The sequence below is a fragment of the Siphonobacter sp. BAB-5385 genome, from assembly GCF_002261125.1.
Lineage (GTDB): Bacteria > Bacteroidota > Bacteroidia > Cytophagales > Spirosomataceae > Siphonobacter.
Genome location: NZ_NMPS01000182.1, coordinates 1 through 16228 on the forward strand (window position 1 = coordinate 1; position 16228 = coordinate 16228).

Below are 16228 nucleotides of genomic sequence, written 5' to 3' on the forward strand. Positions count from 1 at the left end.
TCTAAATCCGTCCAACTTTTGGGGGCTAGTCCAATTCTCCCGAGCCTTTTCTTTTACAGGGTGAGCTGTATCGCTTTTATTTTCCACCCGCCACTACTTCAATCATCGAATCCCATTGAAAATAAGTCTGGGCGGCTTGTTGTACGTCCTCGGGAGTTACCGCCCGAATGCGTTCGATATGGCGTTCGTAGTAATCGTCAGGTAATTGATTTAAAATTCGGATTTTATGCCGATCGGCGATTTCAAAAGCCGTATTCAGGGAACCCACGAATTGCCCGATCATGAAATTCTGAGCCGTTTGCAACTCTTCAAGCGGCACGGGTTCGGTTTGCAGCCGTACCAGCTCTTTCTGAATTTCATCAAGGGTTTGCTGGGTAAATTCTTTGTTGACGTCCGTACCGATCACCAGCTGACTCGCCTGAGCAAAGTGATTGAGTTGGGAATAAATGCCGTAGGTAAAGCCTTTTTCCTCCCGGATGTTTTTCATCAGTCGCGAACCAAAATAGCCACCAAAAATCTCGTTCGTGACCAACACCTTGTAGTAATCGGGATGTACTCGATTCACGCTCCGTTTGCCCACTCGCAGCGTCGATTGCATTTTTTCGGGCATATCCAGGAGCAGAGGTTTTTCGGGCGGAGTCGCCGGAAATTCGTAGGCTGGTCGGGGCTTCGCACCCTGAACGCTCTGCTGACCAAATACCTGATTGAGTAGCTGCACTTCCGTTTCGTCTACCTGACCAGCCACGAATACCCGAAAGGCTTGCCCCGCCAGGTGCGACTGGTAAAAGTTTACTAAATCCTCGCGGGAAAAGGCTTTCAGGTTTTCCTGGGTCTGATTTTTTCCGTACGGATGCCCTTTCCCAAACAAGGTTTCGCGGAAACCCCGCGAAGCCAGGAAAGACGTTTTTTCTTCGTTGACCTGTAAGGTCTGTAAGGCAATGGTCCGTTGTACTTCCAGCTCTTCGGCGGGAAAAGTGGCTTCCTGGATCAATTCCTGAATTCGGGGCAGCAGTACGGGCAGATGTTTGCGTAAGGCGTACAGCGTCACCGTCGAGCGGTCCGAAGAAGCCTGTAATTCCAGAAAGGAACCATACTGATCGAAGAATTCAGCTAGTTCGGCAGCCGTGTGTTGCTGGGTACCTTCATTGAGCATCCGCAGCGTAAAGGTCGAAACATTGGGTAAAAGCTCATCCCAGCCACCGGCTTCAAAAATCCACTCGATGCGTACGACGGGTTGCTGCCCAGCCGTTACGACGTATACAGGTATGCCGTTATCGAGTGTGTAGGTGACTACGGGAACAAACGAAACAATATCGGTAAGCTGAAAATCAGGAGCTTGGGTGCGGTTCAGTGTCATCATTCATCTACAATTGCATTCCCGGGAAGACATTACTGGCCGGGAAAACGGAGTTTTCATACGGGCAAACCGCCAAGGTACTAAAAACGGAACGGTACAAAACTACCGGAGTGGAAATAAAAAATGGCACTCCTTCGAATGCCATTTTCCTGCTGATACAAAGTTTGTATTAAAAATCGTCGCGGGGAGCTTCCTCGATGCGTTGTTTCTTATCAAAGAGGAAAGACAACGATACGCGGAGCGTGTTATTCAGCGGATTCTGCTGACCGCCGCCCTGGAACAGGTACGAAAAGTCGAGTCCTACTTTCTGATATCGTACCCCAAAACCAGCGGAAATGAAACTACGATTGCCTTTGTTCGGGTTTTCGTAGAAGTAACCCAGACGAGCCGACAGGATTTTATTCCAGTTGTATTCCAGACCCGTTGAAATCGTTACTTCCTGCAACTCTTCTTTTAAACCATTAGGAGCATCGGCGAATGAGCCAAAAACCCCTTCAAATAGGCCTTTCTGGTCAGGATCGGAACCTTTGATTATTTTTCCCGTCGCATCACGTTCGGGAGGCGTTGGAACCATGAGTTTATTCAGGTCGACCGTCAGCGTCAAAGAGTTTTTCTCGTCCAGACGATTGGTGATCGCCGTACCCACTTTCAGGTTGGTGGGAATGAAATAAGGCGTTTGGGCCGTACCACCGTAGTTGATTTTACCACCCAGGTTTTGAATCATGACCCCGTAGTTGGCGTACCATTTCTTCTCGGGGCTGTAGCCGTTGCTAAACAGGGAAATATCACCCGCTACGGTTTGTCCGGGACGCAAGGCAACGCCCGCTACTACCTGATCACCGGTCAGGTTAGAGTTAATATATTTCAGGTTCAGGCCCAGTGCCAGTTTATCCGACAGCTTAAGGGCGTATGAACCACCAATCGCGTATTCTTTGGAGTTGAAGTCGCCCGTAATGGTTCCTGATTCGTTAGTAAAGAGAATATCGCCGATGTTGAAATATTGAAGCGACAGACCAACGACCTGATTTTTGCCAATTTTCTTATAACCCGTCACATGCGTCAGCCACATATCGCCGATTACGTTACGTAGCCAGGGCGTATACGAAATACTGGCTCCGGCATCGTGTTCCGCATAGATGAGCTTTGAGGCATTCCAGTACGTACCGGCCGCTTCAGTGGGGCTGAGAGCCACGCCTGCATCTCCCAGAGCCGCCGAGCGGGCATCCGGAGCGATATTTACAAAAGGAACAGCCGGAAGAGGAACGCGGTCACCATTGACGCCTGTAATCCCACTACCATTTTGTGCCCATACGAACGAAGAGGAACCTACTAGAAAGGCAAGGGTAAAAAATCGGGTTTGAAGTCTTTTCATCCGAGATTGGGTTAAACGTTGAGGGTCTGTGTCCAGGCCATCCAAAACGGGGGATACGGGAGTAGTGCCTCTGCTGAGGCAGTTTAAAGTGAACATTCGTGGGATGTATTTAATCGCAAAACTAACAAAAGTCACTTGATGTGAGAAATCTTTCCGCTCCCACTTGCCGTGAGACCGGTAGTTAGGGACCGCACAAAAATACGATAAATGTACAAACCCGTATTTAATTCCGAATTTTCAAGCTGTAAATCTTCGTAAGGGGAAGGGGTACTATAGCTTTGGAAGGTCTGCTGGTGGAGCAAACGTCCGGTAAGATCATACAGATAGAAAGTAATTTCGGTGTCATCGTCCTGAAATTCATGTTCGAAGGTGAAACGTACGCGTTCCCGAAAAGGATTGGGCATTGCCCTAACGCTGCGAAGGTTTCTTTTCGTATAGGGCTGTACGGAAAATTGCAGGCTTTGTTGACTTTTCTTGCCAAAACCGTCAAAAGCCTGAACTTGAAGCTGATACAAACCTTGCGGTAAATTGCGGAACGGATAACGAATTTGGCCCGAACGGGCATCTGTAGCCGTAAAATAAGTATTTAAATTTAAGGTGAGTGTATCGTTAAGCGTAGCCAGCATCGGTTGGTTTTCGGTGTAGGAAAGGCCCGTATCATCCGATAAAAAGGCGAGTAGGGTAGGATTCGCATCGGTGGTACCACCACTTTGAAACTGCTCATCGTTCATGTACAAACGAAGAACAGGAGGCTCCTGATCGGTGACTGGCTGAAGGGCGATCCCGCCTACCCAGGGGCGGCCAATACCGAGGGCTGTGGCGGAGTTACTGTTGGCATATACGTGCACTACTCCGCGTCCGATGCCAGCGTTTAGGGAATGAGGAACTACAAAACGAGTGGAGAACGCTCCCGAGCGGATCGGAGCCGTGCCCCGGTATAATAAACTTTTGCGATCCTGATAGGTAAACTTGGGATTTTCATCGCCGAGCGTCTGGTACGAACGTGCCTGATCATACACTTCAATCCAGGCAGTTCCATCGAAGGGGACCGTACCACGAATGGTGACTTCCGCTCCGGCTCGCAACGTGTCCGGATACACGAGCTGAATGGAATCCTGCGGGTAAGCCAATCGCATGGATGGATCTCCGAGCAGAGAAAAATTCCGGTTGACCCGACCCGCCAGACTGTTGTTTTTGGTTTGTCGAAAGATGTCACCCAAGCGGGGCATCTGACCGTTAACGGGCTGAAAAGCGGCTTTCATGAACGCTTCACTGACCAGAGCGTTCGAGCTGGCAAACACGGGTCGGGTAGTAGTCAGCAAGGCAATGGCTCCGCCCTGGGCACTGAGTAGGGCTAGCTCGGCTCCTGAAACTACGCCGGGATTGTCGTATCGGCCAAACTCACAGGTCGCCGTTAACAGCAGGGGTAAGCGGTCATAATTACGCCAGCCCAGAATGTCCCGTAAACTCAGGATTTGTTCCTGCGTCCAGCCCGATACGCCGCCGTGACCGGCAAAGGCAATCATCAATCGGCCCTCGCGAACGGCATTGGCCAGGGCCGCCTGGGCCTGTGGACTTTTCTGATCCGTACCCGAACCCGTTTGCGGATAGGCATCGAGGTAAATTTTTTCGGAATGATAAGGGGTCGCCGCCGCCAGATTTACCAGCCGTTCGGCGTCTTGGGTATGAATATTGAAGTCACCATCATCCGCCACAAAAGACAGGCGGCTTTGCCAGGGGCCCCGGGTAGTAGCCCCTTCGTAATGAATCAGCTTGTCTACCATCTGACGGGCTTCGGTGAGGGTCTTGACGGGCAGGCGTCCAATGCCCACATCAAGCGTATGATCTCCGGCGTATGTTTCGGGCCATTCACCTTCGGTATTTTCCAGAAAAGCGAAGTAATCGTCCGAAGAGTAGCTGTAAATAGGATGCAGGGATTCACGACTTTCGTACGTAGGCACATAGGAACCCTGATTTTCCTGAAGAATGTTTTTATAATCGAAAGTGGCATCTCCGAACAGCAGAACGTATTGTAATGTACCGGGTTGCTGTTCAGCGAGTCTCTTAATGAAATCCCGTAATGCCGTCGGATCCTGCCGACCGGAAGAAAACTCATTGTACACTTCAGTCGTACTAACGACTAATGATGTCAACTGATCGTGTGATTGCCGGAACGCCGCCAGCCGTTCCGCTTCCGAACGGAAAGCTGGAGGGGTGATAATGAGCAGTTGAGGCGTATTCTGTTGCTGAAGGTTCTGATTACCCGTGGGTAGAATCGATGCTGGGGTAAGGGCTTGTTTGGGTAAAAACGCCACAAATTCGTGGATACGTCCCGCTGGGGTATAGCCAAACGTTCCGTTACGCAGGGTCATTTGCTGAATGTTTGATCCTGATACCTCCCAGATTTGCAGCGAAGCCGGTGCATTAGCCAAAGTCATTTGTACCTGCGGCAGGGTACGGCTGGCCAATGAGCGGAACCTAAACCCCTGGTCCAACCAGCTCAACGATCGTTGTACCTGCAAGCCCAGGTAATTCAAAGCTCCCTGAGCGGCGTTGTCGCCGTTGCGGTTGTAAGTAAGCGTGACGGCAAACGTTCCATCCATTGGTAAAGTCGGTACAGTTCCCGGAAAAGTGGTTGCTACCTCCGTGCCTTTGAAATCGTAGCGATCATACGAGGTGGCCGGTATGGTTTGACTGCCCAGAGGTTGACCGTTCACCTTTAAACTGAATTGCGTCGCTACGGAGCCGTAGCCCATCGTGGCCGAAGTCAGCTGAAAAGGGGTATTGGGAAGAGCACCCGGTATTTTGAAGGAAATGGTACGTTCGGAGGTAACGTAAAAAATTTCGCCGTACCAGTTCGTCCCGAGGTAACCCGGTTGATTTCTTCGTTTTCGTGGAAAAGATAGTCGTCGTAGCTGGTCAGACTCGTACCCTGCGTAAGCGAGGGGGCCGTCGTCAGGCGTTTCGGCGAACCCTGGGTACTCCGCGTCAGAAAATAATAGGTAGTATCCGTATAAGGATTCAATGCATGGGAAAACCGCCCCGTCAGGGTATCCAGCCGAATTTCGTGGGGGCTTGTTCCGTAGAAGTAAATGCCATCTTCGGCATCTAGCCAACCGTCAGTGTCTCCCGTGATCCAGAGTGCATTTTCCCGTAAATCCCGTTGGCGAGGTATTGCGTTGGGTTGCGGAAGGGCCGCTCCGCCATTTCCGTACAGGCGAAGCTGACGCGGATCGACGGTAGACCAGCCCGCTTTTCGCAGTTGGGCCGCGTCGAGTTTGTATACGCCATCTTTCGTAACCCCGATTTTTAACCAGGAGCCTTCCGCCAATACCGAAGCCTGCCCCTGGCTTTGCAGCGGAATCCAGAGCAGAAGTAGAAGCCCAATAAACGTTTGTTTCATGTAATAACCGAACCTGCACTAATAACGTGAATTTGGCTCAATCCGTACCTCAAGTAAGCGAACCATGCTTCCGCAGGAACCGTATACTGCCGACCATTTTGCTGATCAGTACACAAAAAGCGGGTACGGCGTTTCTGGTGTTTAATAAACGTACGGCCTCCCAGTTCGAAAGACTGATTTTCGGGTACTTCGACAAGTCGGAGCGTCCCTTCCGGATGCTGATCATACCGGCGAAGAGCCTGGTATAAAGGCTGATGCGAAGCTGTGGCCGCTTTAGGGTCACGGGCGTAGTCAAGCAGGGGAAGGAGAATATCAGCCGGAAATATGCCTTCGTTCAGGACGGGTTGTAGTAATTCCCGAAACATTTTTTTCCAGGAACGTCCGTGCGGAGCAACGCCGGTACCAAACCGGATGCAAACCCGCTGATGGGCTACTTCGTGCAAATACGTAATGAGGAAGGCGTAACGGTTCATATTTCCATTGATGGAAATCCGGTGGCCTTTGAGGGAGCAGTAGGCGTAGTCGCCAAATTTACTGCGACGGGGGCGGGTAATCTGAAAATGGAAGGGATGTTGTTGCCAAAGACTCAGACAGTAGGCAACCGTATCCGAAGGCAAGTGTTGGTGTAAGAGCGACTCCATCCTACAAAAACGACAAAGCCTTGCCGTAAGGCAAGGCTTTGGCTTGGTTCCTACCAACGAATTAACGCATCGTGTCAGCAGCAGCCGTATCAGCCGTCATAGCCGTGTCAACTGCAGTCGTCGTGTCAACCGTTACAGCAGCAGAATCAGCAGTTTCAGTAGATTCAGCTTTCTTTTCTTGGCAAGCTGCCAAAGAAACCATTGTGCCTAGGAGGAACAGGGCGAACAATTTTTTCATTTTTGTGATGATTTTAGGGTTTATTGCCGTGGCAAAGTTGGGCTTAGATTTTCAATAAAACAAGTGTTGCTTTAAGGTTTTTTTAAGTTTTTTACTCGATTTCTTACTTTTATCCTAATTAGTCCTATATTTTTTGGATAAAATTATATTTATAGATAAAAAAAACCTTAAAATCCTCTGTAAAGAATTTTAAGGTTTGTCAATAAGATTGGAATTAGCCTTATTCGGGAATGCCTTTGAGATAATCTTTGATTCGGTCGTAAAAACCGGTTGATTTGAAAGTAAAGGTCTTGTGTAGAATATAGTTACTCGTAAAGCTCAGACCCATACCGACGAGCAAACCGCCAAATTCCTTCACGTTAATATTCCGGGCTTTTTCGGGTAGAAAGGACAGCGGAAATTCATAAAAGTAAGGCTCTGGATGCATCACATTAAAAATGTACAAAGCCAGACTCGAACCTCCCAACGTAATAAAGAAGGAAAGAACGGCCACCATGCCAAACTTAACCATCTCACGACGGGTTTGACCGGAACTCTTGGCATCAAAAGCAAATAGTTTGGTTAGCACGAAGCCGACGATGAACGAAACAATGTAACCCAGCGATACAGAAGCGTAGTAGCTCATGTATTCCCGAAAAAAGCCGCCGGCAATGATTTGAACGGCGGCTCCTGTACCGGCTACAAGAAAGTAGGCAATTAAATCACGCGTGTTGAGTAGCTTGGATTTTTTCGTCTCCAAAGGTTGCTGAAGGGTCTGCTTCAAGGGTTGAATGTGTTGTAAAACCTAGAATATGTTCTTCACGAGGTCAGGAAAAACACCCAAAAGAAGTGTTAATGCTGTAGTGAGGAGCAAAGTTAATTTAAATCCGTTGCTAACGATAACCGGATTGTCATCACTAGGTTTTAAATACATCGAAATAATTACCCGAAAGTAATAGTAAATACCCACGCAGGACATCAGTACGGCAATGACTAACAGGGAAGTAAGATTCGCCTCTACGGCCGCCGAGAAGATGAAAAATTTTCCCCAGAAACCTGCGGTCAGCGGAATTCCGGCGAGCGAAAGCATTGAAATCGTCATGACAAAAGCCAGCAGAGGATTGCTTTTAGCCAAGCCATTGAAGGCCTCGTAACGTTCGTCGGCACCCCCTTCATAGAGTTTTTTCTCTGAAACGACCATCAGTACCCCAAAGGCGGAAACGGTAGCCAGGGAGTACGCCAGTGAATAAAACAGAATAGCCGATGGGGAAGCCGAAACATTCGCTACCACACCCAGGAGCAAATAGCCCGCGTGTGAAATGCTCGAATACCCCATCATGCGTTTGAAACTGGTCTGATACGCCGCAGTAATGTTTCCCACGAGCAGAGTCAGTACCGTAACAATGGCCATTGTCTGAGCCCAGAAGCCGTAAGCTCCCCCAAAAGCTACCGAGGCCAGTTTGTACAGAGCCGCGAAGCCAGCCGTCTTTACAACGGTAGACATGAAGGCCGTGAAGATCGTAGGAGCTCCTTCGTATACGTCGGGCGTCCAGAAGTGGAAGGGAGCCGCCGAAACTTTAAAAAGCATGCCGATAAAGAGTAACAACAAGCCTACATACAGCAGGGGCGAAACCGAACCGTAGCGGATAGCAACTTCCACATAGGTGGCAATACCGCCCAGTTTGAAGGAACCCGTAGCTCCGTAAATCATGGCTACGCCAAAAAGTAAGATACCCGTGGCGAACGAACCCATCAGAAAATATTTCAAAGCAGCTTCGTTCGAACGCAGGTTGCGTTTATCCGTACCGGTGAGTACGTACATGGCTACCGACAGTACTTCCACGCCCACAAAAAGCATGATCAGGTTTTCAAAACCAATCATCATCAGGGCTCCAGCTATCGAAAAAAGTAAAATGGCGTAGTACTCAGCTGGGTGCGTATGTTCATCATCGCCCCCGAAAGTGCGGGAGAGACCCACCACAAAAAGCGAGGTAACCAGAACAATTGCTGAGAAGTTAACAAAGAGGTTATTCACCCGTAGCATGTCGCTGAAATACAGAGCCTGATCGTTCCAGTCGAGCGAGTTCAATACGAGGGCTACCAGTAAAAAAAGCAATGTAGCGGGCAGGAGTACCTGCCGGGATTTCAGGAACCCTAAAAACAGGTTCAGAATGCCGAAAATAGAGAGAGAAATAATGGAGAGCATAACGCTGGAAAGGTCACGGGTGTAAAGATCATTTCATGGCTCGCAGCAATTCAGCTACGGCAGGTTCGGTAAGCTTCAGGAATCCGTTCGGGAACAGGCCGATCCAGAAGACAAACACCGCCAGCGGGGCCAGCACCAGAATTTCGTTGAGATTCAAATCGGTAAACTGTTCAGTAACGGTAGTTTGGAGACCGAACATGGATTTTTGTACCATTCGAAGCATATACACCGCTCCCAGAATAATTGTCGTACCGGCAATAATGCCTAGCCAGGTATTGTAGGTAAAGACGCCTTTCAGTAATAAAAACTCGCCGATGAAACCGTTCGTCAGGGGCAGGGCCACGCTACCCAGTACCATGATGATGAAAAACACACTGAGTACGGGTGAATTCTGCGTAATACCGCCAAGCTGAGTCAAATCGCGGGATTGCGTGCGGCTGAAAATGATTTCAACGATGAAAAACAGACCAACGACGTTGATCCCGTGGGCCAGCATCTGAATAAGCGAGCCCTGTAAGCCGTCGAGCGTCAGGGAAAAAATACCCGCCGCCATCAGTCCGACGTGAGCAAACGACGAGTACGCCACCAGCCGCTTCATATCCTGTTGCTGGATCGCAATAATTGAACCGTACACAATGCCAATTACGGCCAGAACAATGGCAACGAGTCCCCATTGTTGTACACCTTCGGGTACGATCGGCAGTACGATACGGATGAGTCCGTAGGTTCCCATCTTCAGCATAATCCCCGCCAGTAACATCGTGGCGGGCGTAGGCGACTCGACGTACGTATCCGGTTGCCAGGTGTGGAAGGGGAAAATGGGCATTTTAATGGCAAATCCAATGAATAAGGCCCAGAAGAGAAAACCTTGTTGCGAAGCTGACAGATTCAGGCCGTAAAAAGCGGTTAGCAGAGAACTATGCGTACCGGGCGTTTGCAGGTACAGATACACCAGTCCCAACAGCATGAACAGTGAACCGAAAATGGTGTACAGAAAGAACTTGAACGTCACCTTAATCCGATTTTCACCGCCCCACAGAGCCGCAATGAAGTAAATCGGAATCAGGGCTGCTTCGAAAAAGAAGTAGAACAAAAACGCATCTTTCGCCACAAACACCCCAACCAACGCCGATTGCATGAACAGAATCAGGGCGTAGAAGGAAGAGGGATTACGGTAACTATGGTTGAATGTCGATAGAATAATCAGCGGAACCAGCAACGTACTCAGCAAAACCAGTAAGACACTAATGCCGTCGATACCGATGGCAAACTGTACGCCCGCGGATTTAATCCAGTGATAACTTAAGGAAAATTGACTCGTTGTATCGGGTTGAAAGGACGCCAGCACGTAAACAGCCAGAGCCAGTTCAGCCAGGGAGGCAATCAGAGCTACCCGTTTGACCGCCCCGCCCCGCAGGGCCAGCAACACCAGAGCAACGAGTAGTGGAATGAGTATGAGAACAAGGGTGAGCATAGATCCGTTAAGTCTTAGTTACCAAAAATGAGCGTACGCAGGCTGTACATGAGTATGGCGGCAATGCCCATAACCATGATGAACACGTAGAACGAAGTAGTACCGGTTTGCAGCAACCGGAATTCATTCGACAGGCCGCGAACGAAATTACCCAGCCCTTCTACGCCGAAACGATCAATCAGGAGTCGATCCGTAACATTGTAGAACACGCGGGAAAGAGCCTGAATCGGTTTAACAAACAGCGAATCGTACAGCTCGTCGATGTAGTATTTGTGATACACCAGCTTGGGTAAACCCGTTATTTCAGCATCCGGAGCAGGTACTGATTTCCGACTAACGTAGAGCACAAAAGCAATGACGATCGCCAGAACGGCTCCGGCTACGGATACACCCATGAGCATGAATTCCGTCGAGTGGTCGAGGTGCGTCTCGGCGAAGGCTTCGGGGTTTACCTGTTTTGAATAAGCGAAGATCGGGTCCAGATACGCCGAGAGTTTCGCCGAACCACCCAGTACGGCGGGTACGTTCAGAAAACCGCCCAGTACGGATAATATCGCCAATACGATCAACGGCAACGTCATCGAAAAAGGCGACTCGTGCAGGTGATGTTCCTGCTCGTGCGTACCCCGGAATTCGCCGAAAAAGGTCAGGAAAAGCAGACGGAACATGTAGAATGCCGTCATCATCGAACCGATTACGGCCATCCCCCACATCAGCGGACTGTGCTCGAAAACATGAGCCAGAATTTCATCTTTGGAGAAGAAGCCCGCGAACGGCGGAATCCCGGAAATCGCAATGGTACCGAGCAGAAACGTAAGGAACGTAATCGGTAGCTTCTTGCGTAAGCCACCCATGTACCGGATATCCTGTTCATTGCTCATGGCGTGAATAACCGAACCCGCTCCCAGGAAAAGAAGTGCCTTGAAAAACGCGTGCGTCATGACGTGGAAGAAGCCGGAAGTATACGCTCCAACGCCCAAGCCCAGGAACATATAGCCTAACTGCGATACCGTAGAGTAAGCGAGTACCTTCTTAATATCATTCTGGAACAGACCAATCGAAGCCGCCAGCAGAGCCGTAATCAGGGCAATCCAGGCGACGAGGTGCAGCGTATCCGGTGCCAGTGTGTACAAGACATTCGAGCGAACAATCATGTAAATACCCGCCGTTACCATCGTCGCCGCGTGGATCAGAGCCGATACGGGTGTTGGACCGGCCATAGCGTCGGGGAGCCAGGTATACAGGGGAATCTGAGCGGATTTCCCCATCGCTCCGATGAACAGACAGAGCGTAATCCAGAAAATACCCTGATCGCCTACACTCAGCTGAGCCGCCGCCGGAAACACGCTTGCAAACTCCAGACTTTCGAATTGATTCAAAATCAGAAAAATACCGATCAAAAAGCCCAAATCACCAATTCGGTTCATGACAAACGCCTTGCGGGCCGCGTAGCCGTACGAAGGATTCTGATTCCAGAACCCAATGAGTAGGTACGAACAGAGACCTACGCCTTCCCAGCCAATAAACATGACCAGATAATTCGAGCCCATGACCAGCAAAAGCATGAAGAAGACGAACAGGTTGAGAAAGGCAAAGAACTTACCAAAGCCTTCATCGTGGTGCATGTAGCCAATGCTATACAGGTGAATGAGCGAACCAATTCCCGTAATAATCAGCATCATAATCAAGGAAAGCTGATCGATCTGAAAGCTGAAGGAAATATTCAGCGAACCAACCGTAATCCAGTCGTACACGGGTATGTGCTGAGCTTCACCCGAAAAATTCAGGAAAAGACTAAGCACCAGGGCAAAGGAAGCGACTACAGCTCCGGTGCCGATGATGCCAACCAGAGATTTAGGAATTCGCCGGAATCCTAATCCGTTAATTAGAAAACCGATAAAGGGCAGTAGAGGAATAAGCAGGGCTAGATTCATAGGGACTGTTAGCCGTTGGCCGGGAATAAAGAATAGACCATCGATTGGAGGCGATGATTAGAAAATTACCACTTCAGTTTATTAAGCAAGCCAATGTCAAGGGACCGAACGTTTCGGTAAATCACGACGATGAGGGCAAGGCCAATGGCTACTTCAGCGGCCGCAACGGCCATAATGAAGAAAACGAATACCTGTCCATTGGGGTCCGAGCGATACACCGAAAAAGCGATTAACAATAGGTTGACAGCATTCAGCATCAATTCAACAGACATAAAAATGATGATGGCATTTCGGCGGGTCAGTACCCCCACAATTCCAATCACAAACAGGGCTGTAGCAAGATAAATGTAGTACTGAAGCGGTATGGTCTGAACAACTTCGGGGATCATGCTTTCGCTAATTGGGTGAGTACGATCGTTTGTTGCAGCAAGGTGACCTGCAACGCATCGTAGGGTTAGGGTATCAAATAGGCTTATGATCCAAAGGAAGACGTTAAAAAAAGAAATTTTTATAAACACCCTTTGAATAGTACTGAGGCAAAAATAGTGGTTTTCGGCAAACCGTTGCAATGATTCAGCCGGTTAAAACGCATTAATTTTGTAGGAGAGCAAGATTTGAGTGGATATTAGAAAGATTCTAGAAAAGGAATTTACCAGCTCGTTTGCAAAAAAAAGAAGGGGTTTGCAGACCTCTGCAAACCCCTTCTTGATGTAAAAAGCTAGTTAACTGATTGATTATTCAGCCAGTACCAGTTGGGAAAGAGCGTCGTTAATCTGCTTCATTTCCTCGCTCGAAAGTTGAATCTGAGCGGACCGAGCGTTCTGAATGGCTTGTTCCGCGTTCCGGGCTCCGACCAATGCTACGGTGATACCGGGCTGCTCAATGGTCCAGCGAATGACTAATTGCGACAATGTCGCCTGTTTTTCATCGGCTATCGGGCGAATTGTATCCAGAAAAGCGTTGATTCGTTCAATATTTTCTGGCTTATAGAACTTCGTAGTGGGGCGGTGATCCCCTTCGGCAAAGGCATGGCCGGGCTTGATTTTACCTGTCAGAATGCCCCGTTGCAAGGGACTATACGCGATAATGGCCGTCTGCGTTTCGATGGCATAGGGAACAACGTCTTTTTCAATCGTCCGCTCTACCATGCTGTACGGTACCTGATTGGAAGCCAGCTTAAGCGTCTGATTCGCTTCTTTCATCTGATCCAGGGAGTAGTTACAAACCCCCGCCGCCCGGATTTTTCCTTGCTGGAGCAGCGTTTGCAAGGCTTCCATAGTCTCATCAATCGGCGTAGTGATGTCGGGCCAATGGATTTGGTACAGATCGATGTAGTCGGTACGCAGGCGACGCAAACTGTTCTCGCATTCTTCGATGATACTATCGCGGGAGGCGTATTTGTAGATGTCCAGTTCCTGTCCGTCGTTGTCTTTGGTATGGAAGGCAAAATCGCCTTTCTGCACATCCCAACGCATTCCAAACTTGGTCAGGATCTGTACTTGATCACGGGAAATGCCCGCCAGAGCTTCGCCCACAATGTCTTCACTAACGCCTTGACCGTAAATGGGTGCCGTATCAATCGAAGAAACGCCCTCGCCAATGGAGGCCCGAATGGCTTCAATGGCTTCTTTGCGGTCGGCTCCGCCCCACATCCAGCCGCCAATGGCCCAGGCTCCAAACGTAATGGCGGAAGCTTTTACTCCTGATTCACCTAATGCTCTATATTCCATGATTCGTACAAGTGTTAAAATAAGGAATTGATCAAAGAATAATGCCTGGAATTACTTCCTGGCGATTCGAGTACTAGAACTAAGCAAGCCCGGCATCGGTTTAGCTGCGTTTACTGTATTTCCCGCAAGTCCAATTGTTGAATCAGGGCGGGTTTCTCCGGCGAAAGCGTGAAATAGACCTGTACTTTTCCTTTTTCGCCTTCCATGATGAAAGCTCCCCGCAGCTGGTTTTCCGGGACCAGTTCGCCCACTTTCACAATCTTGCCGATTCGGGCAAAAAGTTCATCCGAGGCTTTCTTGCGGATGGCTTGTGAATGATCGGGGAAGAAGTTTTCCGCAAAAATGGGGTATTGATTGGCCCGGTTCCAGTCCCGCAGTACCTTGATAATTTCCTCCCTGCGTTGAGCCAGTACCTTCGATACGGGCAGTTGTCGCTTGTGAAAATCGGCCTGTACCCGAAGCAGATCGATGATCTTCGTGTTGAGAGCGTTGGCGTTGGCATACGTGAGGTTCATGTAACTCACCACGCCAATACCGTACTCGGGCAAAATCCGCCAGTTACTGCCGAAGCCGGGAAGGCCTCCGCTGTGTCCGACCGTCATAATATCGTCCGAATCTTTGGTCCAACGTAAGCCATACGCGTAAGCCGTAGCGATGCTGTAGGGCTTACCATCGGCCTTCGTATTGGTAACAAGACTGGCAAAATTAGCGGGCTGGTGCATTTCGCGTACTGAACTCCGGCTAATTGGGCCAGAGCCTGCTTCACTACGAGGCGGCCAGGCAGCCTGATGAAAGGCCATATACTTACTGAAATCTTCAATGGAAGTGATCAAACCGCCCATGGCTCCGTAGGCTCCATCGTGCAAGAGCTTTTCTTCGGACCATTTTTCATTTTCCCAGCGGTACCCGTGAGCCAGTAAGTCAGCCGGTACTTTTGCATATTCCCAGAAGGTCTGCGTCATACCCAGCGGCTTGAAAATGTTCTGGTCGATGTAGGTTTGATAGGGCATTTTTGTCACCACCGTAATGATGCGACCCAGCATGGCAAAACCCATGTTGCTGTACTCGTAAGCAACGCCCGGCGGATTGGAAAGACTGACGCCCTTGTTGAGCATTTTCAGAAAATTCATATCCGAAATAGCCAGTTGCCGATCTCCCCAGGGATTGTCTTCGGGGAAGCCCGCCGCGTGCGTTAGCAGATGCCGAATGGTAATGAGCGGGGCATCTACTGTAAGGGCTGGCGTTTTCTTGAGTTCGGGAATGTACTGTTGGACAGGATCGTCCAGGCGAAGTTTGCCCTCATCCCGTAGCTTCAGTATAGCCATCGCGGTTACACTCTTGCTCATGGACGCAATCCGGAAGAGTGATTTTTCGCTGGCGGGCGTCTTGCGGGCGATGTCGGTGTACCCAAAACTTCTGGTGTGCAGGAGTTGCCCGTCCACGATGATGCCGTAAGCCAGCCCCGGAAATTTATTTTTCTTGAATTCTTCTTCCACCAGTTTTTCAACGGCGGGGAGGGCCTGCCGGATTTTTTCCAGCCGCTGGGCATCGGTAAATACGGCGGGTTCGTAAAGGCTTTGGGCGTTCGACGAGAAAAGCGAAGTAGCCAGTAAGAGGGTCAGGTAGTATTTTTTCATGCGAAGAAGACCAAAAATGAATGGATCGGCTAATCTACGAACTTGCTTTTTCGGATTTGCAATCTGAGAGATGGCTGTTAGGGATTTATAATCCTAGTGAATTAGAAATTCACAACTGGTAGGTTCCAGATTGCAAATCTGGAACAGCAAGAGATTTCAGTTTAGGGTTTTGAGTTTACCGTTTTCAATGGCCGCCGTTGCGGTTTTCAGTCAAGTAAACGCGGTAAAGTTAGCGGGACGGGTTGTCCGTAGCATTT

12 protein-coding genes are annotated in these 16228 nt (G+C 49.4%); all 12 read right to left on the minus strand.

Annotated elements, in window-relative coordinates:
• Positions 1–76: 76 nt before the first annotated feature.
• Positions 77–1360, minus strand: a complete 1284-nt coding sequence (locus BWI93_RS18170) for a pitrilysin family protein (RefSeq protein ID WP_255157944.1) — start codon at positions 1358–1360, stop codon at positions 77–79.
• Between the two features lie 166 nt (positions 1361–1526).
• Complete coding sequence (gene porV, locus BWI93_RS18175) at positions 1527–2729, minus strand: type IX secretion system outer membrane channel protein PorV (RefSeq protein WP_094813872.1); 1203 nt, start codon at positions 2727–2729, stop codon at positions 1527–1529.
• A 131-nt stretch (positions 2730–2860) separates the two neighbouring features.
• Positions 2861–5845 (minus strand): type IX secretion system sortase PorU, encoded by a 2985-nt coding sequence (gene porU, locus BWI93_RS18180; protein WP_141217522.1) that lies wholly within the window; start codon positions 5843–5845, stop codon positions 2861–2863.
• A 283-nt stretch (positions 5846–6128) separates the two neighbouring features.
• The gene (locus BWI93_RS18190) at positions 6129–6773 is read right to left on the minus strand and encodes a hypothetical protein (RefSeq protein WP_141217524.1); all 645 of its coding nucleotides are present in this window, start codon (positions 6771–6773) and stop codon (positions 6129–6131) included.
• 61 nt (positions 6774–6834) lie between these two features.
• A complete protein-coding gene (locus BWI93_RS27905) occupies positions 6835–7011 on the minus strand; it encodes a hypothetical protein (protein ID WP_176454267.1) in 177 nt (58 codons plus the stop codon).
• A 220-nt stretch (positions 7012–7231) separates the two neighbouring features.
• Positions 7232–7774 carry a GtrA family protein gene (locus BWI93_RS18195; RefSeq protein ID WP_233207812.1) on the minus strand — a complete coding sequence of 181 codons (543 nt, stop codon included), beginning with the start codon at positions 7772–7774 and terminating at the stop codon, positions 7232–7234.
• Positions 7775–7795: 21 nt separating this feature from the next.
• The gene (locus BWI93_RS18200) at positions 7796–9196 is read right to left on the minus strand and encodes an NADH-quinone oxidoreductase subunit N (RefSeq protein ID WP_094813880.1); all 1401 of its coding nucleotides are present in this window, start codon (positions 9194–9196) and stop codon (positions 7796–7798) included.
• 28 nt (positions 9197–9224) lie between these two features.
• Positions 9225–10670, minus strand: a complete 1446-nt coding sequence (locus BWI93_RS18205; protein WP_094813881.1) for a NuoM family protein — start codon at positions 10668–10670, stop codon at positions 9225–9227.
• Positions 10671–10684: 14 nt separating this feature from the next.
• Entirely contained in the window at positions 10685–12604 is a 1920-nt protein-coding gene (gene nuoL / locus BWI93_RS18210) for an NADH-quinone oxidoreductase subunit L (RefSeq protein ID WP_094813883.1), read from the minus strand.
• Between the two features lie 65 nt (positions 12605–12669).
• Positions 12670–12993: an NADH-quinone oxidoreductase subunit NuoK gene (gene nuoK, locus BWI93_RS18215; RefSeq protein ID WP_094813885.1), complete on the minus strand. Its 324-nt coding sequence runs from the start codon at positions 12991–12993 to the stop codon at positions 12670–12672.
• 345 nt (positions 12994–13338) lie between these two features.
• The gene (locus tag BWI93_RS18220) at positions 13339–14334 is read right to left on the minus strand and encodes an aldo/keto reductase (protein WP_094813887.1); all 996 of its coding nucleotides are present in this window, start codon (positions 14332–14334) and stop codon (positions 13339–13341) included.
• A gap of 110 nt (positions 14335–14444) precedes the next feature.
• Positions 14445–15971, minus strand: coding sequence for a serine hydrolase (locus BWI93_RS18225; protein ID WP_094813890.1), 1527 nt, complete (start codon positions 15969–15971; stop codon positions 14445–14447).
• Positions 15972–16228 lie beyond the last annotated feature (257 nt).

What these genes read in the sequence shown, in the direction of transcription:
- BWI93_RS18170 (WP_255157944.1), bottom strand. Translation starts at nt 1,360, where the DNA reads ATGATGACACTGAACCGCACCCAAGCTCCTGATTTTCAGCTTACCGAT.
- porV (WP_094813872.1), bottom strand. Translation starts at nt 2,729, where the DNA reads ATGAAAAGACTTCAAACCCGATTTTTTACCCTTGCCTTTCTAGTAGGT.
- BWI93_RS18190 (WP_141217524.1), bottom strand. Translation starts at nt 6,773, where the DNA reads ATGGAGTCGCTCTTACACCAACACTTGCCTTCGGATACGGTTGCCTAC.
- BWI93_RS27905 (WP_176454267.1), bottom strand. Translation starts at nt 7,011, where the DNA reads ATGAAAAAATTGTTCGCCCTGTTCCTCCTAGGCACAATGGTTTCTTTG.
- BWI93_RS18200 (WP_094813880.1), bottom strand. Translation starts at nt 9,196, where the DNA reads ATGCTCTCCATTATTTCTCTCTCTATTTTCGGCATTCTGAACCTGTTT.
- BWI93_RS18205 (WP_094813881.1), bottom strand. Translation starts at nt 10,670, where the DNA reads ATGCTCACCCTTGTTCTCATACTCATTCCACTACTCGTTGCTCTGGTG.
- nuoL (WP_094813883.1), bottom strand. Translation starts at nt 12,604, where the DNA reads ATGAATCTAGCCCTGCTTATTCCTCTACTGCCCTTTATCGGTTTTCTA.
- nuoK (WP_094813885.1), bottom strand. Translation starts at nt 12,993, where the DNA reads ATGATCCCCGAAGTTGTTCAGACCATACCGCTTCAGTACTACATTTAT.
- BWI93_RS18220 (WP_094813887.1), bottom strand. Translation starts at nt 14,334, where the DNA reads ATGGAATATAGAGCATTAGGTGAATCAGGAGTAAAAGCTTCCGCCATT.
- BWI93_RS18225 (WP_094813890.1), bottom strand. Translation starts at nt 15,971, where the DNA reads ATGAAAAAATACTACCTGACCCTCTTACTGGCTACTTCGCTTTTCTCG.